The 21,845-nt window shown below is 70.3% G+C and carries 17 protein-coding genes; 16 read left to right on the top strand and 1 reads right to left on the bottom strand.

Annotation, left to right across the window (positions count from 1 at the left end; all coding sequences use genetic code 11):
• Positions 1-32 precede the first annotated feature (32 nt).
• The 11 genes from VJ693_RS17180 to VJ693_RS17130 all read left to right on the top strand — a co-directional run bounded on the left by VJ693_RS17180 (position 33) and on the right by VJ693_RS17130 (position 13,230).
• Entirely contained in the window at positions 33-1,082 is a 1,050-nt protein-coding gene (locus tag VJ693_RS17180) for an EpsD family peptidyl-prolyl cis-trans isomerase (protein ID WP_324156083.1), read from the top strand.
• Positions 1,079-1,945 carry a polysaccharide export protein EpsE gene (gene epsE, locus VJ693_RS17175; protein ID WP_324156082.1) on the top strand — a complete coding sequence of 289 codons (867 nt, stop codon included), beginning with the start codon at positions 1,079-1,081 and terminating at the stop codon, positions 1,943-1,945. Before VJ693_RS17180 ends, epsE begins: the two co-directional genes overlap by 4 nt.
• 16 nt (positions 1,946-1,961) lie before the next feature.
• Entirely contained in the window at positions 1,962-3,395 is a 1,434-nt protein-coding gene (epsF, locus tag VJ693_RS17170; protein WP_324156080.1) for a chain length determinant protein EpsF, read from the top strand.
• A gap of 36 nt (positions 3,396-3,431) precedes the next feature.
• Positions 3,432-4,343, top strand: coding sequence for a CpsD/CapB family tyrosine-protein kinase (locus VJ693_RS17165; RefSeq protein WP_324156079.1), 912 nt, complete (start codon positions 3,432-3,434; stop codon positions 4,341-4,343).
• A 22-nt stretch (positions 4,344-4,365) separates the two neighbouring features.
• Positions 4,366-5,235 carry an exosortase B gene (xrtB, locus tag VJ693_RS17160; RefSeq protein ID WP_324156196.1) on the top strand — a complete coding sequence of 290 codons (870 nt, stop codon included), beginning with the start codon at positions 4,366-4,368 and terminating at the stop codon, positions 5,233-5,235.
• Positions 5,232-5,930 (top strand): exosortase-associated protein EpsI, B-type, encoded by a 699-nt coding sequence (gene epsI / locus VJ693_RS17155; RefSeq protein ID WP_324156077.1) that lies wholly within the window; start codon positions 5,232-5,234, stop codon positions 5,928-5,930. The genes xrtB and epsI overlap by 4 nt, the downstream gene beginning before the upstream one ends.
• Positions 5,931-6,082: 152 nt before the next feature.
• Complete coding sequence (locus VJ693_RS17150) at positions 6,083-7,951, top strand: hypothetical protein (protein WP_324156076.1); 1,869 nt, start codon at positions 6,083-6,085, stop codon at positions 7,949-7,951.
• 259 nt (positions 7,952-8,210) lie between these two features.
• Complete coding sequence (locus VJ693_RS17145) at positions 8,211-10,064, top strand: hypothetical protein (protein ID WP_324156074.1); 1,854 nt, start codon at positions 8,211-8,213, stop codon at positions 10,062-10,064.
• Positions 10,065-10,184: 120 nt separating this feature from the next.
• Positions 10,185-11,147, top strand: a complete 963-nt coding sequence (locus VJ693_RS17140) for a glycosyltransferase family 2 protein (RefSeq protein WP_324156073.1) — start codon at positions 10,185-10,187, stop codon at positions 11,145-11,147.
• A 42-nt stretch (positions 11,148-11,189) separates the two neighbouring features.
• Positions 11,190-11,948, top strand: a complete 759-nt coding sequence (locus VJ693_RS17135) for a hypothetical protein (RefSeq protein WP_324156071.1) — start codon at positions 11,190-11,192, stop codon at positions 11,946-11,948.
• 19 nt (positions 11,949-11,967) lie between these two features.
• Entirely contained in the window at positions 11,968-13,230 is a 1,263-nt protein-coding gene (locus tag VJ693_RS17130) for a glycosyltransferase family 4 protein (RefSeq protein ID WP_324156069.1), read from the top strand.
• On the opposite strand, the gene VJ693_RS17125 is transcribed toward VJ693_RS17130, so the two are convergent.
• Entirely contained in the window at positions 13,223-14,587 is a 1,365-nt protein-coding gene (locus VJ693_RS17125; RefSeq protein WP_324156068.1) for an oligosaccharide flippase family protein, read from the bottom strand. The genes VJ693_RS17130 and VJ693_RS17125 overlap by 8 nt on opposite strands.
• A 135-nt stretch (positions 14,588-14,722) precedes the next feature.
• Here VJ693_RS17125 and VJ693_RS17120 point away from each other — a divergent pair, with 135 nt between their 5' ends.
• From VJ693_RS17120 to VJ693_RS17100, 5 genes are read left to right on the top strand one after another with little or no spacing between them, the layout of a single operon-like run.
• On the top strand, positions 14,723-16,249 hold the full coding sequence (locus tag VJ693_RS17120) for an O-antigen ligase family protein (protein ID WP_324156066.1): 1,527 nt from the start codon (positions 14,723-14,725) through the stop codon (positions 16,247-16,249).
• Positions 16,246-17,253 (top strand): glycosyltransferase family A protein, encoded by a 1,008-nt coding sequence (locus tag VJ693_RS17115; protein ID WP_324156065.1) that lies wholly within the window; start codon positions 16,246-16,248, stop codon positions 17,251-17,253. The genes VJ693_RS17120 and VJ693_RS17115 overlap by 4 nt, the downstream gene beginning before the upstream one ends.
• Positions 17,254-17,275: 22 nt before the next feature.
• Positions 17,276-19,396 carry an NAD-dependent epimerase/dehydratase family protein gene (locus tag VJ693_RS17110; RefSeq protein ID WP_324156063.1) on the top strand — a complete coding sequence of 707 codons (2,121 nt, stop codon included), beginning with the start codon at positions 17,276-17,278 and terminating at the stop codon, positions 19,394-19,396.
• Between the two features lie 2 nt (positions 19,397-19,398).
• On the top strand, positions 19,399-20,625 hold the full coding sequence (locus VJ693_RS17105) for a glycosyltransferase (RefSeq protein ID WP_324156062.1): 1,227 nt from the start codon (positions 19,399-19,401) through the stop codon (positions 20,623-20,625).
• A complete protein-coding gene (locus VJ693_RS17100; protein WP_324156060.1) occupies positions 20,622-21,812 on the top strand; it encodes a glycosyltransferase family 2 protein in 1,191 nt (396 codons plus the stop codon). Before VJ693_RS17105 ends, VJ693_RS17100 begins: the two co-directional genes overlap by 4 nt.
• The last annotated feature ends 33 nt before the right edge of the window (positions 21,813-21,845 follow it).

The following is a 21,845-nucleotide window of genomic DNA, read 5'->3' as shown; positions in this document are numbered from 1 at the left end:
AATGGCCCGTCGGGGCAGGGAGCCAGAACCGCATGACGCCAGCTCACACCACGCCGCAGCGCCGGCCCTCACGGCTGCCGCCTCGGCCGGCACGGGCCGCACTCTTCGCGCTGGCGGTGGCGGCCACGCTGGCGGCGTGCGGCGAGCGCAAGACCGATGCGACCCAGGTCGCCGCGCGCGTCAACAGCGGCGACATCACCGTTCACCAGATCAACTTCGTGTTGCAGCAGGACCGCGGTGTTCGGCCGGACCAGGCCGACTCGGCCGGCCGGCGGGTGCTCGAAACGCTGATCGACCAGGAACTCGCGGTGCAGAAGGCGGTCGAGCTGAAGCTCGACCGTGAACCGCAGGTTGTGCAGGCGCTCGAGGCGGCGCGGCGGGAAGTGCTTGCCCGCGCCTACCGCGAGCGCGTCACGCAGGGCACTCCGCGCCCGACTGCCGAGGAGGCACGCCGCTTCTACGATGCGACACCGGCGCTGTTCAGCCAGCGGCGCGTCTACTCGCTGCAAGAACTGCTGATCGACGTGCCGCCGGACAAGCAGGCCTGGGTCAAGACGCGCCTGGCGCGCGCCACCTCCGTCGACGATTTCGCCGATGCCCTGAAGGCCGAGGGCCTGCGCTACAGCGGCAGCCACGCCGTCAAGCCGGCCGAGCAGATGCCGATGGGGCTGGTCGAGCGCTTCGCCAAGATGAAGGACGGCGACTCGGCGGTGTTGTCCGATGCGCCGTCGATGCGTGTGGTGTTCATCGCCGCGTCGCGCGTCGAACCGGTGTCCTTCGAGCGCGCGAGCCCGGCGATCGAGCAGTATCTGGCCACGCTGGCCAGGCGCCGGACGATCGATGACAACCTGAAGGCCCTGCGCACGGCCGCCAAGATCACCTACCAGGGCCGGTTTGCCGGCGGGCCGGCGGCCAGCGGCCCGGCACCCGGTTTGCCTGCCTTGGCGCCGGCGCAGGTGCCGTTGAGCGAGGATTCGCCCAATCCGGTCACGCTCAGCGTGCCCGACGCGGCGCCGCCACCGAGCGCCGCCGGCAGCGGCATGGACCCCGACATGGCCAAGAAAGGAATGGGCCTGCAATGAACGATCGCATGCTTGGATGGGTGATGGGCAGTCGGCTGGCACTGGCCGCCGGCGCGTGGGTGCTGGCCGCCGGGCTGGCTGCGGCGCCGGTGCCGGCCTCGGCCCAGGCCGCACAGGCCGCGGCCACCAACCCGGATCTTTACCGCATCGGGGCGGGCGACACGGTGCGCATCACCGTCTACCAGAGCCCCGACCTGACCCTCGAGGCCAAGGTGACCGAGGCGGGCGTGATCAGCTACCCGCTGATCGGCGCCATCCGGCTCGGCGGGCTGACCGTCAGCGGGGCCGAGGCCGCGCTGGCCGCGGCCTTGAAGAAGGGTGACTTCATCAAGAACCCGCAGGTCACGGTGATGGTGACCCAGGTGCGCGCCAACCAGGTCAACGTGCTGGGCCAGGTCGGCCGGCCGGGCCGTGTGCCGTTGGATGTGGCCGGCATGCGGCTGACCGACGTCATCGCGCTGGCCGGCGGCATCGCCGCCAGTGCCGGCTCCGACACGGTGGTGGTGACCGGCACGCGCAACGGCCAGGCGTTTCGGCTCGAGGTCGACCTGCCGCGCGTGTTCGCCCCGGGCGGCCGCGACAACGACATCGTGATCCAGCCGGGCGACGCGATCTGGGTCGACCGCTACCCGGTGGTGTACCTGTACGGCGAGGTCCAGCGGCCCGGCCAGCTGCGGCTGGAGCGCGGCATGACCGTGATGCAGGCGCTGGCGAGCGCCGGCGGGCTGACCCAGCGCGGCACCCAGCGCGGCCTGCGTGTCAGCCGCCGCGCGGCCAACGGCCAGGTGCAGTCGCTTGAACTGTCGATGGACGACGCGCTCCAACCGGGCGATGTCGTGTTCGTCCGCGAGAGCCTGTTCTGAACCGGACACCTGAGCCATGAACCTGGGCAACGTGATCGCCGTGCTGCGCGCCCGCTGGCTGCCGGCGGTGCTGGCCTTCGCGCTGGTGCTGGGCGCCGCCGTGGCCTACACGGTGCTGGCGCCGAAGATGTACACGGCCACCGCCACGCTGGTGATCGACATCAAGCCCGACCCGGTCAGCTCGATGCTGTACGGCGGCGCCGCGTCGCCGGCGATGATGAACACCCAGGTCGAGGTGATCCGCAGCGACCGCGTCGCGCTGCGCGTGGTGCGCAACCTCAAGCTCACCGAGGTGCCCGAGATCCGCAAGCTGTGGGAGAAGATCAGCAAGGGCGACGGCACGATCGAGGACTGGCTGGTCGAGTTCATGCTGAGGAACGTCGACGTGCAGGTCGCGCGGGCCGGCAGCAACGTGGTCAACGTCGCTTACCGGGGCACCGAGCCGCAGTTCGTGGCCACGATCGCCAATGCCTTCGTGCAGGCCTACCTCGAAACGGCGGTCGAGTTGCGCGTCGATCCGGCGCGCGAGTACAGCGGCTTCTTCGGCAAGCAGGTCGACGAGGCGCGGGCGGCGCTCGAGGCGGCGCAGTTGCGGCTGTCGAAGTTCCAGCAGGCCCAGGGCATCATCGCCACCGACGAGCGCTACGACGTCGAGATGGCCCGGCTGAACATGCTGAGCCAGCAACTGGTGTCGCTGCAGGCGCTGTCGAGCGAATCGTCGAGCCGCCAGGCGCAGGTGGCGACCAACGCGGCCAACCTTTCCGAGGTGCTGAACAACCCGCTGGTGGCGGCGCTGAAGACCGACGTCAACCGGGCCGAGGCGCGGGTGCAGGAGCTCAGCGCGCGCTATGGCGACAAGCACCCGCAGGTCGTCGAGGCTCGCGCGACGCTCAGCGAGCAGAGGGCGCGGCTCGCGGCCGAGACACGCAACGTGACCGGTGGCGTCTCGGTCAGCGCGCGCATCGACCGTGCGCGTGAAGGTCAGGTGCGCGCCAGCCTGGAAGAGCAGCGTGCCAAGGTGCTGCGCATGAAAGAGGTGCGCGACCAGAGTACGGTGCTGGCACGCGACGTCGAGAATGCCCAGCGCTCGTACGACCTGCTGCTCAACCGCTACAACCAGAGCAACCTGGAAAGCCAGAACCGGCAGAGCAATGCCTCGATGCTGGCCCGGGCGACACCACCGGGCGCGCCGTCGTCGCCGAAGGTCGCGGCCAACCTGATGATCGGCATCTTCTTCGGCATCGCTGTCGGCCTCGGTGTGGCGTTCTCGCTCGAGCAGTTCGACAAGCGCATCCGCGTGCCGGGTGACGCCATCACCGCGCTGGGCTTGCCTGTGATCGGCATCATGCCGACGCCGACGATCGGGCGCCGCATGCGGGTGCAACTGGCCCAGGCCCAGGACCGCATGATCTCGGGCCGCCGCCTGCCCGCGCCGGGCAAGGGAAGCTAGTGCGCCATGGCACGTAATCGCGGGACAGGACACTAGATGAGCGATACCGGGGACCCCACCCAGCACGACTTCTCCGATTCGATCCATGCGCCGCTCGCCGAGACTGACAGCAAGGTTCGTGCGATCGGCGAGTTGATCCGCGATGCGCGCAACCTGAGCGCCGAGGACGTCGAGCGCATCAGCAAGTACCAGCGCGAGCACAAGATGCGCTTCGGCGAAGCGGCGATCGCGCTCGGCCTGGCGAATGCCGAGGACGTGCTGTACGCGTTGTCGCAGCAGTTCCAGTACGCCTACGGCGACGAGGACCGGCGCAAGGCCAACCCGGAGCTGGTCGCGCTGACCCAGCCCTTCGGCCACCAAGCCGAGGCGTTTCGCGCGATCCGCAGCCAGATCCTGCTGCGCACCCATTCCGACGACGGGGCGCAGCGCCACGCGCTGGCGGTCGTCAGCACCGACAGTGGTGACGGCAAGACCTATTTCTGCGCCAACCTGGCGGTCGCACTGGCGCAGCTGGGCGGCAAGGTGCTGGTCGTCGATGGCGACATGCGCGGCGCCCGCCTGCACCAGATCTTCGGCGTCGACAATTCGCGCGGCCTGTCCAACCTGCTGGCCGGCCGCGGCGGCAAGAACGTCGTCAAGGCGGTGCCGGACGTGCCCAACCTCTGGGTCATGCCGGTCGGCACCCAGCCGCCCAACCCGCTCGAGCTGGTCGAGGGCCCGGCCTTCGGCCTGCTGCTGCGCGAGTTGACCTCGAAGTTCGACCATGTGCTGATCGACTCGCCGGCGGCCGTCTTCGGCACCGATGGCGTGGTGATCGCCGCCCGCTGCGGCGCGGCGCTGGTCGTGGCGCGCCGCAACACCAGCAAGGTGGCCCGGCTGCAGGACCTGGTCGCCTCGTTGCAGGCCGCCCAGACGCGCCTGGCCGGCGTGGTGATGAACGAGTACTGAGGCGGAGCCCCTGTTGCAGCCCATGGCCGCCAGCCCGAGCGCTGCGCCGCGAAGCTCGGCGCCCTGGTTGCCGTGGGCGTTGGCCCTGGCTGGTCTAGCCGTGCTGTACGGGCCGACGCTGCGCGACCTTGTGCAGACCATCTGGTCGACCGACGAACAGGGCCATGGACCGGTCGTGCTGCTGTTGTGTGCCTGGCTGTTCTGGCGCCAGCGCCAGGCGCTGGCCGGCGCGGCCGGCGAGCCGGATGCCACGCGGCCGGGTTGGGCCTGGGCCTGGCTCGCGGTGGCGCTGCTGTTGCACGTCTTCGGTCGCTCGCAGCGCATCCTGAGCGCGCAGGCGTTGTCGGCCATCCCGGCGCTGATGGCGGTGCTGCTCATGCTGCGCGGGCCGCAGGCCGTCAAGGCCGTCTGGTTTCCGCTGTTCTTCATGCTCTTCCTGGTGCCACTGCCCGCGGCACTGGTCGAGGCGGTGACCCAGCCGATGAAGCTGGCGGTATCGACGGTGGCGGCCAACCTGCTGTACAGCGTGGGCTATCCGGTCGCGCGCAGCGGCGTGATCCTTCAGGTCGGGCCCTACCAGCTGCTCGTGGCCGATGCCTGCGCCGGCCTGTACACGCTGTTCACGCTCGAGGCGATGGGGCTGCTGTACCTGAACGTCGTGCGCTCGTCATCGCTGTTGCGCAACGTGCTGCTGGCCCTGGCCATCGTGCCGATTTCCTTCGTGGCCAACGTGATCCGCGTGATCGCGCTGTCGCTGATCACCTACCACCTCGGCGACGCGGCGGGCCAGGGCTTCCTGCATGGCCTGGCCGGCATCGTGCTGTTCCTGTCGGCATTGATGCTGATCGTCGCCTGCGATTCGCTGCTGCGCTGGCTGCGGCCGTCGGCATGACGACAGGCGCCCCGCCGCTGGCCCGCCGCGCGGCGCTGATGGCCGCGTTGATGGGCGCCGCCTCGCTGCTCGGCGCGGCGCTGATCCCGACCCGCCACATGGCCGACCGCCGGGGCGCGTTCTCGCTCGCCGAGGCCGTGCCGACCCGCTTCAACGGCTGGGAGCTGGATCCGGTCGGGCGCGGCATCGTCGTCAACCCGCAGACCGAGGCCTTGCTGCGCCGGCTCTACACCGAGACGCTGGAGCGGATCTACGTTCGCGGTGCCGGCGAGCGCATCATGCTGTCGATCGCCTATGGCGCCGACCAGTCGGACGTCAGCCTGCAGATGCACTACCCCGAAGTCTGCTACCCGGCACAAGGCTTTCAACTCGAGCGCAAGCGAGAGGACCAGCTCGATCTGCCCTTCGGGCGCTTGCCGGTGCGCCGCCTCGAGACCGTGTTCTCGACCATCCGGCACGAACCGGTGACCTACTGGACGGTGATCGGCGACGAGCTGACGATGAATGCGCTGGACAAGCGGCTGGCCGAGATCCGCCACGGCCTGCGCGGCGAGATCGTCGACGGCATGCTGGTGCGTGTGTCGTCGATCAGCACCGACACCGACGGCGCCTTCGCCCTGCAGGACCAGTTCATCCGGGACCTGCTGTCCAGCGTGACGCCGGCGGCGCGCCGGCGCCTGGCGGCATTGCCCTGATACCGCCCGTTACGACGGCGCCCGACTGCAGCATTCACTTACCAATTGCGCGGCCCCTGTGACGCCTGCCGCGGCGCCTCGCATGCATCATCCGCCGCTGGCGCGCAGCCCCCTAGGTCAGGGGAGCGTCGCACAACGAACGATACGAGGGCATGCACTTGGCGGAGGGCTTGGCGGAGGACATCCACGGTCGACGTGGTCGCCTGCGGCAGATGGCCGCCGGCGTGCTGGGCGCCGCGCTCATGTCGTCGGCGCTGGCCGCTGCGGCGCCGCGTGCCGGCGTCGGGCTCAACCTCGCGAGCTGGGAGTACTTCAGCCCCGACTTTCCGCTGATCGACCAGTTCAAGCGCAGCTCCGGGTGGCTCACGCAATGTGAGCCCTCCCGCGACGCGCGCTGCCGCGACTTCGCCGGCCAGGCCAGCGCCTGGGACACGCTGGAGGAAGCTCGGCTCGACCTGGATCCGCAGGGCTGGCCGCGCCGGCTGCCGGCGGCCGACGACCCGGCGACACGATACCGGGCCGTCGCGGTGCTGCTGTTCAACGGCAACGGCCATGCGCACCCGGCCGGAAAGTATGTGGTCACCTACGACGGCAAGGGCGTGCTGGCGCACGACCTGATCGGCCGCAAGATCGACCGCGAATCGCGCCCTGGGCGCGACGTGGTGGAGGTGTCGAACCAGATCGACGGCGGCTGGCGGATCACGATCCGCGCGACCGACCCGAAGGATCACCTGCGAAACATTCGCGTCTATCCGCCCGGCGGCGGCTGCCAGCGCAACCTGGACCGCTACGCGGCCAGCACCGCCGACTGCGATCCCAAGGCAGACGGCGCCTTCGTCCCGTTCGAGAAATACCCCGCCGACCGCTACTGGCACCCCCGCTTCCTGCAGGACCTGCGCGGCTTCCGGGTGCTGCGTTTCATGGACTGGGGCAAGACGAACAGCAGCCCACTGGCACAGTGGCGCGACCGGCCGCAGCTCGACGCAGCCAGCTGGTCGGGCGACGGCGGCGTGCCGCTGGAGGCGATGCTCGCGCTGAGCCGGGCGGCCGGCGCCGACCCATGGCTGAACCTGCCGATGCGCGCCAGCGACGACTATGTGAAAGGTTTCGCCCGCCTGTTGAAGGAGCAGCTGGCGCCCGGGCAGGTGGCGATCGTCGAATACGCCAACGAGCCCTGGAACGAGGCGTTTCCGGTCGCGCGCTGGATGCAGCAGCAGGCCGCGGCCCAGTGGCCCGGCGCGGCGGCCAAGGCGGGCGGGCCCGCCGCGCTGGCGGCCAGCTGGTATGCCCGCCGCTCGGCCCAGATCTGTCAGGCAGTCAAGGCCGAATGGGGCGGCCCGGGTGCGCCGGTGCGCTGCGTGCTGAACGGCCAGGCGGCCAACCCCGACCTGCTTCGCCAGCTGCTCGCTTGCCCGCAGGCCGCGGCCGAGCTCGGCGCGCCCTGCGCCAAGCGGGTCGATGCGCTGGCCATCGCGCCGTATTTCGGTGCCTACCTGGCCGAGCCCCGCCTGCGTGCGGCGCTCGCCGACTGGCCGCGCGACCCGGACGGCGGCCTGGGCCGGCTGTTCCAGGAATTGCTCGGCGAGGATGCGCGGGGCGCCCCGGTGCGCCCGCCGCTGCAAGGCCGGCCCGAGGCCGCCGATGGCGGCGCACTGGCCCAGGCCCGCGGGTGGATGCGGGCGGCCAAGGCGCAGGCCGATGCCTTTGGCCTGCCGCTGTGGGCCTACGAAGGGGGCCAGCACCTGACGCTGCCGCCGGACCTCGATGACCCGGCCTGGCTGGCGCTGATCGTCGCGGCCAACCGCGACCCGCGCATGGGCCGGGCCTACGAGCGCCACCTGGCCGACTGGCGCGCGGCCGGCGGCCAACTTTTCGTGTGGTTCAACCACATGGCGGTGCCTTCGAAGTGGGGCGCCTGGGGGCTGAAGGAGACGCAGTTCTCCGATGCCGGCGTGAAGTGGCAAACCGTCCGCACACAGAGGGACAGCCTGACCTGCTGGTGGTCGGGCTGCGAGCGCTGATGCGGCGCAGCCAGATGGACCGCGGCCGGATCCGGCCCGCCCGCGAGCTTGCCTTACCCCGGGCCCTGAGCCCGTGATTCGCGAAATAGAGCATGCAAGACCGGCCAGTTGCCACTGGTTGCAGACGCTTGGCTTTGCTTGCTTTCGACCCAGGGTGTGGGGCCGATCAACTGTGCATCGCTGATGCAGATGTCTCGGTGAAGCGATACGGCCCCTCCGCCCCTATGCCTGCATGGCCCTGTTGAAGAAGGTTCATCCGATGAAACTCAAGCTTTTCTCCCGTCCCGCCTGGCTGGCCTCGGCTGCGGCGGTCGCTCTGACGGCCACCATCTCGCTGCCGGCGCATGCGGTCGGGGTTCCGTCGAACCACGGTGCGGGCGTCAACCTGGGCTCGTTCGAGTACTGGTCGCCCGACTTCCCGACGATCAACCAGTTCAAGCGCGGCGGCGGCTGGCTGACCCAGTGCAGCTACCCGAAGGATGCGGGCTGCACCAACTTCACCAACGGGGCGAGCAGCTGGGACACGCTCGAGCAGTCGAAGATGAACGTCGACGAGTTCGGCTACCCCACCAGCCTGCCGGCGGCGGGCGACACCAGCGCCAAGTACCGCAAGGTGTCGGCGCTGATGTTCCAGGACGACGGCCGCGTGCACCCGGCCGGCAAGTACACCGTGCTGTATGACGGCGCGGGCACCATCGAATACGGCCTGGCCGGCACCAAGGTGGGGGCAGAGTCCAAGCCGGGCCGCGACATCGTCAGCGTGACGAACAGCGACAGTTCCGGCCTGCTGCTGTCGATCACCGCGACCGACCCGAGCAACCACATCCGCAACGTCCGCGTGCTGCCCCCGGGCGGCGTGTGCAGCCTGGACAAGAACCAGTTCGCGCTGACCTCGGCCGACTGCTCGGCCAAGAACCTGGGCAGCCTGATCACCTTCGAGAACCTGACGGGCCGCATCTGGCACCCGCAGTTCGTGGCCGACCTGAAGGGCTTCCGCACGCTGCGCTTCCTCGACTGGAACAAGGTCAACTCGTCGCAGCTGGCCAACTGGGCCGACCGCCCGAGGCGCGATGACGCCCTGTGGACCGGGCCGGACGGCGTGCCGATGAACATGCTGATCTCGCTGGCCAACGAAGTCGGCGCCGATCCCTGGATCAACCTGCCGATGAAGGCGACCGACGACTACGCGAAGTACTTTGCCCGCCAGGCCAAGGCCACGCTGGCGCCGAAGCTGAACCTGATCCTCGAGTACAGCAACGAGCCCTGGAACTACGCCTTCCCCGCGTCCCACTGGATGCGTGAACAGGCCCGCAACACCTGGCCCGACCAGATTGCCAAGGGCATCAGCGACTACGAGCTGCAACCCAGCTGGTATGCGATGCGCTCGGCCCAGCTGTGCCAGATCGTCAAGAAGGAGTTCGGTGCCGACGCGGCCCGCGTGAAGTGCGTGTTCAACGGCCAGGCCTCCAACTCGTGGATCAGCGCGCAGCAGCTCGACTGCCCGTACGCGGTGTCCAAGCTCGGCCAGGCTTGCTACAAGATGGTGGATGGGCTGGCGATCGCCCCGTACTTCGGTGCCTACATCGGTGACGCGTCGGTGCGCAGCACGGTCAAGACCTGGTACGCGGACTCCGACGGTGGCCTGGGCAAGCTGTTCCAGGAGATCCTGGGCCAGGACGCCAATGGCAACAAGGTCACCCCGCCGCTGTACGGCAAGACCGGTGAGTCCTACATCGACGGCGCCGTGGCGCAGGTCAAGACCTGGATGGTGGCGAACAAGAACATCGCCTCGGCCCGCGGCCTGCCGCTGCTCTCCTACGAAGGTGGCCAGCACCTGATCATGTACGGCGGCGACACCGACCAACAGTGGCTGAACCTGATCACCGCAGCGAACCGCGATCCGCGCATGGGCACCGCCTACACCCGTACGCTGAACGATTGGCAAGCCGCCGGCGGCCAGATCTACGCCCTGTACAACCACGTGTACAAGCCCAGCAAGTACGGTATGTGGGGCCTGAAGGAGAACGAGTACCAAGAGGGCAACGTCAAGTGGCAGGCGGTGCTGCCGTACCGCGACACCAAGCAATGCTGGTGGACCGGTTGCACCCGCTGACCTGAAACGCTGAAAACTTCAAGGCCGCCGGCGCTCAAGCGCCGGCGGCCTTTTTCTTGCATGCGGCATCGGCCAGAATGGTCGCGCCAGGGCCCACCCCGTGCCGCTGTCCTCCCCCCCATGAAGTTGCTCGTCGTCATCCTCAACTACAAGACCGCCGATCTCACCTTGCGCACGCTCGATGCGGTCGTCGCGCAACTGGACCAGGTGGGGGGCGCAAGCCAGGCCTGGGTCGTCGACAACTGCTCGCCTGACGACTCCGTGGCGGTGCTGCGCGCCGGGCTGGCGGCGCGCAGCTATGGTGAGCGAGTGCGCCTGCTCGAATCGCCGCGCAACGGCGGCTACGGCGCCGGCAACAACCTGGCGTTCCGGGAAGCATCGAAGCTGGCCGACCCACCCACCTACTACCACGTCCTCAATCCCGATGCGACGCCCGACCCAGGCACCTTGCGTTGCCTGGTCGAGTTCATGGACGCGAACCCGCGCGTGGGCATTGCCGGGGGCCTGCTGCGCTACCCGGACGGCCGGCTGCAGTGCTCGACCTTCCGCTTTCCGTCGCTGCTGAGCGAGGTCGACAGCTACCTGCGGCTGGGCTTCGTCACCCGGCTTCTGCGCGAGCACACGCTGTACATGGATCCGCCGCCGCCCACGTCACGGCCGGTCGACTGGGTCAGCGGGGCCAGCTTCGTCGTCCGGCGCGAGGCCCTTGACCGTGCCGGGATGTTCGACGAGACCTTCTTCCTCTACTTCGAAGAGATCGACCTGTGCCGTCGCGTGCGCGCGGCGGGATATTCGATCCATTTCGTCGTCGACGCGACGGTGTGTCACGTGAACGCCGTCTCCACCGGCATGACGCTGCCGCAGCAGCGCATGCCCGAATACTGGTTCGCGTCACGCCGGCACTACCTGCGCAAATTCCATGGCGCAGTGGGCCTGGCCGCATTCAACGTCGTCGCGCTGATGTGCCTGGCCCTGCAGCGCACGCGGCAGGCCATCGGCGGGACCGCCGTCGACACCCCCTTCTTCCTGCGCGATTTCGTGCGGTTCAATTTCTTCGGCCGTCGCGCCGGCATCGATCATTGAGCGGCTCCGCCCGTTGATGGCATCGGGGCCGGGGAGGGACCCATGGAACAGAAGAACATCCTGCTTCTCACCGCCACGATCACGCCGATGCCCGGCCTGCCCTCGCTGGCCCGGGTGGACCCGAAGGCCCGGCTGGACGACTACCTGACGGCCCTTCGGTTCTACGCGCCGTTGCTGGGCCGCTGCTTTGACGCCATCGTCTTCGCCGAGAACTCCAACTCCGACGTCCAGGCCCTGAAGGACCACGTCCGGCAGGCCGGGGTGGCGGATCGGGTCGAATTCGTTTCCTTCGACGGGCTCGATTTCCCCGCCTCGCATGGCCGCGGCTATGGCGAGTTCAAGCTGGTCGATCATGCGATGGCGCATTCCGCCATCCTGCGCGAGCGCAGCGACGCGGTGGTCTGGAAATGCACAGGCCGCTATGTCGTGGAAAACATCGAGCAGCTCGTGCGGGGCCGCCCACCCGTCGACCTGTACTGCCACAAGCGCGACTACCCGTACCGCTTGTGCGAGCTGTTCATGCTGTCGTACACCGCCAAGGGCTACGACAGGCTGATCCGCGGCGTCTACCGACAGCTCTGCAACGATGTCGTGCCGGGCGTCCATTCCACCGAGGAGGTCCTGTTCCGCACCATCATCGATGCGGCGACTCGGGACGCGACGGTCTGCCCCCGCTTTCGATCGACTCCCCTCATCAGGGCCATCCGGGGCTGGAACAACGCCAGCTACCGCAGCCGCACGGACCCGCGGATCATCCTGCGCCAGGTCGCCAACGTGATCGCGCCGTGGCTGTGGATCTGAGCCCGCCTGCCCCGCTACCATGACCGACACGCCCACGCCCACGCCCACGCCGACGCCCACGATGCCGTTGCTCGTCATCCTGATCGCCCCCAACGTATCCGAGCAGATGGGCGGCGAGGCGATGAAGGCCCTGCAGATCCTGCGTGAGATGCGGCGTCCGCTGCCCGAGACCTTGCAGGTCACCCACGAGCGCAACGCGACCGAAGTGCGGCGCCTGCGGCTCGACGGGGTGCATCTCGTCGAGGACACCTGGCTTGCGCTGGCGATCTGGCACTCGGTGGTGCTGCGTTTCCTGCTCGGGCCCTGGTTCTCGTGGAAGGCGGTGCGCCTGGCCGAGCGCCTGGCCGACGCCCATGCGCGCCAGGGCACGAAGGTCCTGATCCACCAGGTCGAGCCGAACTCGCCGGTGATGCCGCGCTGGCTGTCGCGGCGGTTCCCGAACGTCCTCGGGCCGGTCAACGGCAACATCTACTACCCAGCGCCGTTTCGACGCCACGAGACGCTGAGCGCCTCGCTGCGGCGGCAATGGCACATGCCGATCCAGTGGTTGCGCCGCTGGCAGCCGTTCCGGCGCCGCGGCGCGGAGCTCATCCTGGTGGCCGGCGGCGATCGAACCCGCCGCTCGCTGCTGGCCGCCGGTGACGACCCAGCCAGTATGGTCGACACCGTGGATTGCGGCGTCCCCGAGGCGCTGCTCGACCGCCCGCGCATCGAGCACCACGGCGTCAACCCGCGCTTCGTGCATTTCGGCCGGCTGGTGTTCCACAAGGGCACCGCGTTGATCGTGCGGAGCCTGGCGCACACCCGGCTGAAGATCGAGCTGGACATCGTCGGCCGCGGCCCCGAGCTCGATCGCTGCCGGGCCCTGGCGCAGGAGCTGCAGCTCGGCGAGCGGGTGCGCTTCATCGACTGGTACGAGCGCCACGAGGACCTCATCGCCTCGTTCCAGGCCTACCGCGGCATGGTCCTGCCGAGCCTCGAAGACGCCAACGGCATCGTGGTGCAGGAAGCCCTGGCCCTGGGCCTGCCGCCGATCTGCCTGGATTGGGGCGGCCCGCAGCTGCTCATCCAGCATGGCGTCAACGGCTTCCTCGTCGATCCCTCTACCGAAGACGCCATCGTGCGCGGCATCGCCGGCCATCTGGACGCGCTTGCTGCCGACCCCGGCCTTGCCGAGCGCATGTCGCAGGCCGGGCGCGTTGCCGCCGAAGCCTGGCGCTGGCCCAAGGTGATCGCCGAGTGGATCGCCCTGTACAGGAAGCTGGCGACGCAGGCTAGCTGACGAGCCAGCCGGCGCCCCAGCCGACCGGGACGATGGCCAGCACGCCCAACTCGAAACGCCAGTCGATCAGCCCGCGGGCATGCTGGACCTTGAGCAGGAACGGCACCGCCCCGAACTGCGCCAGCAGCACGCCGATCAGCGCGCCACGCATGCCGCCGAGCGAGAAGCCGACCGGCACGGCCGTGTACAGCATGAGGTTCTGCAGCAGGGCGCGCTTGAAGAGCTGATTCGTCTCGCCGGTGGCGATGAGGTATTGGTCGGTGACCGTGTAGCGGTGGGCGATCAGGCCCAGGCCAAGGATCGACAGCGCCTGGCTGGCGCCGCTGTAGCGGCCGTCGTAGACGAGGCCGATGATCCGCCCGGCAGCCGCGTAGAGGAAGCCGGCGCCGAACAGGCAGACGGCGTCGATCGGCCAGCGACACCGCAGGTAGGCCTCGCGCAGGCGCGCCGGCTGCTCGCGGGCCACCTCGGCCAGCGCCGGCATGCCGACGAAGCCGGCCAGGCGGTAGACCACGTCGCGTGTCGCGTTGACCAGCAGCACCCCGATCGCATAGATGCCGAGCTCCGCGGGGCTGAGCATGCCGCCGAGCAGGATGCGGTCGCCTTCTCTGAACAGGTAGTGCAGCGCCGACGCGAGCAGGATCCACTTGGAGAAATGCCAGGCGGCGGTGGCGGCCGAGGCCTCCCAGCCGAGCCGGTTGCGCGGGCCGGGCAGCGTGACGTGGCTCAGCGCCGTGGTCGCGCCCGCCATGAGGACCCAGCCCAGCGGCAGCACCCAGTACGACGGCCAGTGCAGCGACAGCACGATCATCAGCGTCGTGACGCCGAGCTGGACGATCACCTCGTTGCGCACCACCTGGCCCATCGCCAGCGCCCGCTGTGCGCGGGCCAGGTTGGTCGATTCGAACCCCGTCGCGACCGGAACCAGCGACAGGATCGCGATGACGGCCGGCAGGTGCGGATCGGCGTAACTGCCGCGTAGCAGGCCAGGCCACCAGCCGGGGGCCACGAGCAGCCCGAACGCGATCAGGTTCATCAGCAGGCAAATCGCGAAGCCGCGCATCAGCTGCATCGACCAGATGGTGTTGAGGAAGGCCGGGTCGTCGCCGCGCGGGTTGTGGATGACGCTCTGCGAGAAGCCGAAATCGGACATCAGCACGACCGCGGCGATGATGACGGTGCCGATCGCGACCAGACCGTACATCTCGGGCGCCAGCAGGCGGGTCAGCACGATGCTGCTGCCCAGCCGGATCGCTTGGGTCAGCGCGAACCCGAGGCCGATCCACAGAGCCGCCGAGCCCGCCCGCTGGCGTAGCGTGCTCGAAAGCGGCGGGGTGGCGGCGGGGGGCGGCGGCATGGAGGGCATCGCGAAGCGGCCTATTGTGTCGCCATTCGCGGCCTCGATCGGCCCACCGCACGGGCCGCTGCGACGAAGCGGTCGCGTGGGTAAGGTACGCTTGCGCGGCCGCCTCTCCGCGCCCCCTCTTCCCGCATGTCTTCCCACCTCAAGGCGTTGCCGATCATCCTCGCGGCGGCGCTGCTGCTGTTCTGGATCGCCGGCCTGGCCTGGCCCGGGCTGGCGCGCGAGGGCGAAATCCGCCGGTTGCGCTGGGCCTTCATCCTGGTCACGGTGATCGCGTTCGTCTCGCCCAGCATCTGGGTCTATGCGCTCGCCATGCCGGTCGTCGTGCTCGCCTTCCTTCTTCCCGGCGGCGAGCGGGCCGAGCGCGCGGCCACGCTGTGGGCACTGCTGCTGCTCGCGGTGCCCAACGTGGGCAGCTACATCCCCGGCTTCGGCAGCATCGGCAACTTCTTCGAGATGACGCATTCGCGGGCGCTGAGCTTCGCCCTGCTGCTGCCCACCGTCGTGCTGATGCCCCGGGGCCCGCGGCGGCCAGGGCCCCTCGGCATGGTGACCGACTGGTTCGTGCTGGCCTATTTCGCGGTGCAGCTGGCGGTGCTGCTGCCCTACGCGTCGCGCACCGACCTGATCCGCCAGGCCTTCGTGCTGGCCATCGACACGCTGCTGCCGTACTGGGTGTTCAGCCGCGCCTTCGGCAGCATCGACGGGCTGCGCGGCGCGCTGCGCGCCTACGTGCTGACCGCGATGCTGCTGTCGGTGCTGGCGATGTTCGAATCGGTGCGCCGCTGGCCGCTGTACGACGCGGTGCCAGTGGGGTGGAACCTGTATTGGGACTTGACGGTGTTTCTCGAACGCGCCGGCTTCCTGCGCGCCAAGGCCTCGGCCGGCCACTCGCTGATGTTCGGCTTCGTGCTGGTGCTGGCATTGGGCTTCTGGGGCATCGTTCGCACCGACGTGCGCCACCGCGGCCTGGCCTGGCTCGGCACGCTGGCGCTGCTGGGCGGCCTGGCGGCCTCGCTGGCGCGCGGCTCGTGGCTGGGCGCCGTGCTGCTGTTCGTGCTGCTGATCGTGCTGGGCGAAGGCGGGCTGAAGCGGCTGCTGCTGTTCGGCATCGGCGCGGTGGGCTTCGTCGCGGTGGCATCGCAGGTCTCGGCGCTGCACTTCGTCGTCGACATGCTGCCCTTCATCGGCCAGGTGGATGCCGAGAACGTCGAGTACCGCAAGCGCCTGCTCGAGATCTCGATGAGCCTGATCGCGGGCAGCCCGTGGCTCGGGGTGCCGGGCTACCTGAACTACATGGAAGAACTTCGCCAGGGGCAGGGCATCATCGACATCGTCAACTCCTATGTCGCCATCGCGCTGGCTACCGGCGTGATCGGGCTGGCCTGCTTCGTCGGCATCTTCGGCTCGATGATGGGCTCGCTCTGGCGCCTGCGGCGCGACCCCGAGGTGTCGGCCGACAGCCGCCAGCTGGCGAACTACCTGATCGCGACGACGCTGGCGGTGATGTTCGTGCTGGTCACGACGAGCAGCATCGTCGTCGTGCCGCAGCTTTGCTACATGCTGGCCGGGCTGGGCGTGTCGAGCGCGCGGCTGCTGCGGCCCGAGCGGCGCTCGGCGGCGGAGCTGGGCGCCTTGGTCGGGGTGCATCGATGACGGCAGCCGCGCGCGCGCCTGCCGCCGGCGTCGTCGTCATCGGTCGCAACGAGGGCGCGCGACTGGTCGCCTGCCTGCAGGCGCTGCGTGCGCAGCCGCGGCCGGTGGTCTATGTCGATTCGGGCTCGTCCGACGGCAGCCTGGAGCGGGCGCGGCCGCTGTGCGACGCGGTGCTGCCACTGGATCCGGCGCGGCCGTTTTCCGCCGCGCGCGCGCGCAACGAGGGGGCGGCGTTGCTGCGCGCGCGCCACCCGGCGCTGCGCCACGTGCAGTTCCTCGATGGTGACTGCCTGATGCTGCCGGGCTGGCTGGATGCGGCCGAGGCCGCGCTCGATGCCGAGCCGCGCTGCGCGGTGGTACTCGGCCATCTGCAGGAGCGGCACCCCGACGCGACGGTCTACAACCGGCTGTGCGCGCTGGAGTGGCGCGCGCCGGCCGGCGTGATCACCAACTACGGCGCCCTGGGCGGCATCATGATGGTGCGGGTCGATGTCTTCGAGGCGCTCGGCGGCTTCAATGCCGAGGTCATCGCGGGCGAGGATTCCGAGTTCGGCGTGCGGGTCGGCGCAGCCGGCCACCAAGTGCGCAAGCTCGACGCGGCGATGGCGCAGCACGATGCCGACATCCGCCGCTTCGGCCAGTGGTGGACGCGTGCGGTGCGCGCCGGCCACGCGATCGGCCAGCGCGCCCACCTGCACGGCCAGGGCCCCGTGCGCGACTGTGCGCGCGAACGCCGCAGCACCTGGTTCTGGGGCCTTGGCGTGCCGCTGCTCGTGCTGGCCACCGCCATCCCGACGCGCGGCGCGAGCCTGCTGCTGCTGGGCGGCTACGGGCTGCTCGCGTGGCGCATCTTCCGCTTTCGCCGCGGCCGGGGCGACAGCGCAGCCGACAGCTGGCTCTATGCGCGCTTCAACCTGCTGGCCAAATGGGCCAACGCCTGGGGGCTGTTGAAGTTCCAATGGAACCTGGCGCGCGGGCGCTACCGGATCATCGAATACAAGTAACAAGCAAGAACACGACCGAACCATGACCCCACCCCGATTCCGCGTCGGCCTGCTCGGCGCCGGCTACATCCTGCAGGCCCACGCGGCAGCGCTGCGGGCGCTGCCCGGCGTCGAGCTGGCGGCCGTGTGCGACGTCTCGCGCGCCCGCGCCGAAGCGGCTGCGGCGAGCCACGGCATCGCGAGGAGCTTCACCTCGCTCGACGAGATGCTGGCTGCGGGCGTCGACGCGGTGCACGTGCTGGTGCCGCCGCAGCTGCACGTGGACCTGACGCGGCGCATCCTCGAAGCCGGCGTGCACGCCTTCGTCGAGAAGCCGATGGGGCTGGACGCGGCGGCCTGCGAGGCGCTGGCCGAGCTGGCCGCGGCGCGCGGCGTGAAGCTCGGCGTGAACCACAATTTCCTCTTCCTGCCGAGCTACGAGCGGCTGCGTGCGCAGGCGAAGGACGGCACGCTGGGTCGGCTCGACCACCTGTCGCTGCGCTGGCTGTACCCGCTCGGGCTGATCCAGTTCGGCCCCTACAACAACTGGATGCTGCGTGCCGAGGCCAACCTGCTGTTCGAGCTCGGGCCGCACCTGGTGGCCTTCCTGCTCGACCTCGTCGGCCCGCTCGATGCGCTCGAAGCGCGCGCTTCGCTGCCGATCGAGCTGCCCGGCGCGCAGCGCGTGTGGCGCCACTGGAGCCTGATCGGCCGGCGCGGCGACACGGGTGTCAGCCTGGAGCTGTCGGTCCAGCCCGGCCAGCCCGACCGCAGCCTGCGCCTGCGTGGCTACGCGGCGAGTGCGGCGCTGGATTTCGAGCACGACCTGCTCTTTGGCGAAGAAGCGCGCAGCAACAGTGCGCTGTTCGACGGCCTGCGCAGCGGCCGCGAAGGCGCCGCGGCGTGGCGGGCCCAGGCCTGGGCCAATTTCCGCCGCCAGTTCGTCTCGACGCTGAGGAAGGGGCCGCATGGCAACCCCTTTCTGGACAGCATCGCGCGCAGCGTCGCGGTCTTCTACCAGGGCGTGGCGGCCGGCTCGATCGATCCGCGGCTCGACGGGCGCTTCGGCGCCGAAGTGATCCGCACCTGCGAGCGCATCGCGGCCAGCGCCGGCGTGCTGGCCACGCCGCGGCCGGTGCCGGCGCCGCCGGCGCCCGAACGGCCGTCGACGGTGCTCGTCGTCGGCGGCACCGGCTTCATCGGCAAGCGCCTGGTGCGTGCGCTGCTCGCGGCGGGCCACGGCGTGCGTGTGCTGTCGCGCAGCGCCGCCTCGGCGCGCTACGAGCTCGAGGGCCTGGCCGTCGAGGTGGCCGAAGGGGCGCTCGACGACCCGGCGGCCGTGGGCCGAGCGCTGCAGGGCATCGAGGTGGTCTACGACCTGGCCAAGGCGGTCGGCCAGCGCTGGCAGGACTATGTCGACAACGACCTGCGGCCGACCCGCGTGCTGGCCGAGGCCGCGCTCGCTGCCGGCGTGAAGCGCTTCATCTACACCGGCACCATCGACTCCTACGACGCCGAGAAAGCCTCGACGGTGATCAGTGGCGAGACGCCGCTCGACCCGGCGATCGCGTCGCGCAACCTGTATGCGCGATCCAAGGCCGCCTGCGAGGCGCTGCTGCGCGAGCTGCATGTCACCCGCGGCCTGCCGCTGGTGATCTTCCGCCCGGCGGTGGTGATCGGCGAAGGCTGCCCCCCGGCCCACTGGGGTGTCGGCATGTTCCACAGCGACACGCGGGTGCAGTACTGGGGCAGCGGCCAGCACAAGCTGCCGCTGGTGCTGGTCGACGACGTGGCCGATGCGCTGGTGCTCGGGCTGGACAAGCCCGGCCTCGAGGGGCAGGCCTTCCTGCTGACCGACGCACCGCTGCTGACTGCACGCGAGTACGTCGACGAGGTCTCCCGCCTGACGGGCACGCGGCTGCGCGCGACGCCGACGCCGGTATGGAAGTTCTTCCTGCTCGACGTGGCGAAAGAGGCCGTCAAGAACGCCATCCGTCACCCGAACCGCAAGCGGCCGAGCTACCACGACTGGGCTTGCCGCCAGCTCGCCGCGCGTTTCGACAACCGCCGCAGCTGCGAGCTGCTGGGCTGGCGCCCGGCCGGCACGCGCGAGGCGCTCGTCGAGCGCGGCATCGCCGCCTCGGTGCGCCACTACCTGCGCTGAAGATGCGCGTCGCGTACCTCGTCAACCAGTACCCGAAGGTCAGCCACACCTTCATCCGGCGCGAGATCGCGGCGCTCGAGCGCCAGGGCGCGACGGTGCTGCGCTTCGCGCTGCGCGGTTGGGACGCCGAGGTGGTCGACGCCGAAGACCGGGCCGAGATCGGGCGCACGCACTACCTGCTGCGCGACGGGCTGCTGTCGCTGCTGGGGGCCGCGTTCACGCAGGCGCTGGCTTCGCCGCAGCGGTTCGGCGCCGCGCTGGCGCTGGCGTTGCGCATGTCACGACGCGCTGACCGGCCCTGGCCCTATCACCTGGTCTACCTGGCCGAAGCCTGTGCGCTGGTGCGTGCGCTGCGCGGGTCCGGTGGTGCCGGCCAGCTGCACGCGCACTTCGGCACCAATGCCGCCGAGGTGGCGATGCTGGCGCACGCGCTCGGTGGGCCCCCGTTCAGCTTCACGGTGCACGGGCCGGAGGAGTTCGACAAGCCGCAGTTCCTGGGCCTGGCCGAGAAGATGCGCCGGGCCAACGTGGTGGTCGCGATCAGCGCCTATGGGCGCAGCCAGCTCTGGCGCTGGGCGGCGCTCGCCGACTGGCCCAAGGTGCGCGTCGTGCACTGCGGCCTCGAGGCGGGGTTCTTCGGCGACGAGGCGGTGGCTCCGAGCAGCGCGGCGCGCCTGGTCTGTGTCGGCCGGCTGTGCGAACAGAAGGGCCAGCTGCTGCTGGTCGAGGCGGCGGGCATGCTTGCCGCCGAGGGGCTCGATTTCGAGCTGGTGCTGGCGGGCGACGGCGAGATGCGGCCCGACATCGAGGCCGCGGTGCGGCGCCTCGGGCTGGAGGCCAAGGTGCGCATCACCGGCTGGATCTCGAGCGCGCAAGTGCGCGGGGAGCTGGTGGCGGCGCGTGCGATGGTGCTGCCGAGTTTTGCCGAAGGGCTGCCAGTGGTCATCATGGAAGCGCTGGCCGTCGGCCGGCCGGTCCTCAGCACCTATGTCGCCGGCATTCCGGAGCTGGTGCGCGATGGCGTCGAGGGCTGGCTGTTCGAGGCCGGCTCGCCGGCCGCCGCCGCGCGCGCGATGCGGGCCTGCCTGGCCGCGCCGCCCGAGGCGTTGGCGGCCATGGGGCAGGCCGGCCGGGCACGCGTGCTGGCGCGCCACCAGATCGACACCGAGGCGGCCCGGCTGCTGGCGGCGTGGTCCGAGGCGCAGGCCGTGGCGGGGAGCGTGACGTGATCGCGGTGCTGGCGGGCCTTGCTTCGCTGCTGCTGACCCTGGCTGCGCTGGTGCTGGCGGTGCCGGTCGTGGTGTTCGTGTTGGAGATCGCGGCCGCTTTCCTGCCCGCGCGACGCGGGCTCGGCGCGGTGCCGCGGCCGCCACTGGCGGTGCTGGTGCCTGCGCACGACGAGGCGGCCGGCCTTGCGGCACCCTTGGGAGCGATGCGAGCCCAGCTGCGCGCCGGCGACCGGCTGCTGGTGGTGGCTGACAACTGCAGCGACGACACGGCCGCCGTGGCGCGTGCCGAAGGCGCCGAGGTGGTCGAGCGCAGCCACGACACCGAACGCGGCAAGGGCTACGCGCTGGCCTTCGGCGTCGCGCACCTGCGCGCCGCGCCGCCGCCGGTGCTGGTGATCGTCGATGCCGATTGCCTGCTGCAGCCCGGTGCGCTGGATGCACTTGCGGCGGCCTGCGTGCGCTGGGATGCGCCGGTGCAGGCGAGGTACCTGATGACCCATGCGGGGCCGACCGGCGTCAATGGCCGGGTCGCGGAGTTTGCCTGGCGGGTGAAGAACTGGGTTCGCCCACGTGGCGCGACCCGGCTCGGCTGGCCCTGCCAGCTGACGGGCAGCGGCATGGCCTTTCCATGGGCGCAGGTCGAGCACGCGCCGCTGGCCAGCGGCAGCATCGTCGAGGACATGCAGCTCGGCCTCGCGCTGGCGCGCGCCGGCCATGCGCCGCGGTTCTGCGAGGCGGCTGGCGTCCAGAGCCACTTCCCTTCCTCCGCGGCGGCCGCGGCGACGCAGCGCACGCGTTGGGAGCACGGCCATCTGGGCATGCTGAGCCAGCACGCCGTGCCGATGCTGCGCGACGCGCTGGGCCGGCGCGATCGGCGGCTGTTCGGCCTGGCGCTGGACCTCGCGGTGCCGCCGCTGGCGTTGTTGATGCTGCTGGCTTTCGCCCTGTGGGGGCTGGCCGGCGCGGCGGCCTGGGCTGGCGTCGGCGCGGTCGCCTGGGTGGCCGCGAGCGGCCTGCTCGCCCTGCTGGGAGCGGCGGTGCTGGCCGCGTGGCTGCGCTGGGGCCGCAGCGTGCTGGGCCCGTGGGACCTGCTGCGTGCGCCCTGGTATGCGCTGTCCAAGCTGGGGGTCTACCTGCGCTTCTGGTCACGGCGCCAGAAGGATTGGGTGCGCACCGAGCGCAAATGAGCTGGCGCTCGCCGCATGTCAGAATTTTCCGGC

Origin of the sequence: Ideonella sp., assembly GCF_035254525.1 — a bacterium.
Taxonomy (GTDB): Bacteria; Pseudomonadota; Gammaproteobacteria; order Burkholderiales; family Burkholderiaceae_C; genus Ideonella.
Note: the sequence above shows the minus strand (reverse complement) of the source record. Positions and strands in the feature narration are given on the sequence as shown.

Bases quoted from the DNA above. Each gene is read 5' to 3' on its own strand.
- VJ693_RS17180 (WP_324156083.1), top strand. From the start codon at position 33: ATGACGCCAGCTCACACCACGCCGCAGCGCCGGCCCTCACGGCTGCCG.
- epsE (WP_324156082.1), top strand. From the start codon at position 1,079: ATGAACGATCGCATGCTTGGATGGGTGATGGGCAGTCGGCTGGCACTG.
- epsF (WP_324156080.1), top strand. From the start codon at position 1,962: ATGAACCTGGGCAACGTGATCGCCGTGCTGCGCGCCCGCTGGCTGCCG.
- VJ693_RS17165 (WP_324156079.1), top strand. From the start codon at position 3,432: ATGAGCGATACCGGGGACCCCACCCAGCACGACTTCTCCGATTCGATC.
- xrtB (WP_324156196.1), top strand. From the start codon at position 4,366: ATGGCCGCCAGCCCGAGCGCTGCGCCGCGAAGCTCGGCGCCCTGGTTG.
- epsI (WP_324156077.1), top strand. From the start codon at position 5,232: ATGACGACAGGCGCCCCGCCGCTGGCCCGCCGCGCGGCGCTGATGGCC.
- VJ693_RS17150 (WP_324156076.1), top strand. From the start codon at position 6,083: ATGCACTTGGCGGAGGGCTTGGCGGAGGACATCCACGGTCGACGTGGT.
- VJ693_RS17145 (WP_324156074.1), top strand. From the start codon at position 8,211: ATGAAACTCAAGCTTTTCTCCCGTCCCGCCTGGCTGGCCTCGGCTGCG.
- VJ693_RS17140 (WP_324156073.1), top strand. From the start codon at position 10,185: ATGAAGTTGCTCGTCGTCATCCTCAACTACAAGACCGCCGATCTCACC.
- VJ693_RS17135 (WP_324156071.1), top strand. From the start codon at position 11,190: ATGGAACAGAAGAACATCCTGCTTCTCACCGCCACGATCACGCCGATG.
- VJ693_RS17130 (WP_324156069.1), top strand. From the start codon at position 11,968: ATGACCGACACGCCCACGCCCACGCCCACGCCGACGCCCACGATGCCG.
- VJ693_RS17125 (WP_324156068.1), bottom strand. From the start codon at position 14,587: ATGCCGCCGCCCCCCGCCGCCACCCCGCCGCTTTCGAGCACGCTACGC.
- VJ693_RS17120 (WP_324156066.1), top strand. From the start codon at position 14,723: ATGTCTTCCCACCTCAAGGCGTTGCCGATCATCCTCGCGGCGGCGCTG.
- VJ693_RS17115 (WP_324156065.1), top strand. From the start codon at position 16,246: ATGACGGCAGCCGCGCGCGCGCCTGCCGCCGGCGTCGTCGTCATCGGT.
- VJ693_RS17110 (WP_324156063.1), top strand. From the start codon at position 17,276: ATGACCCCACCCCGATTCCGCGTCGGCCTGCTCGGCGCCGGCTACATC.
- VJ693_RS17105 (WP_324156062.1), top strand. From the start codon at position 19,399: ATGCGCGTCGCGTACCTCGTCAACCAGTACCCGAAGGTCAGCCACACC.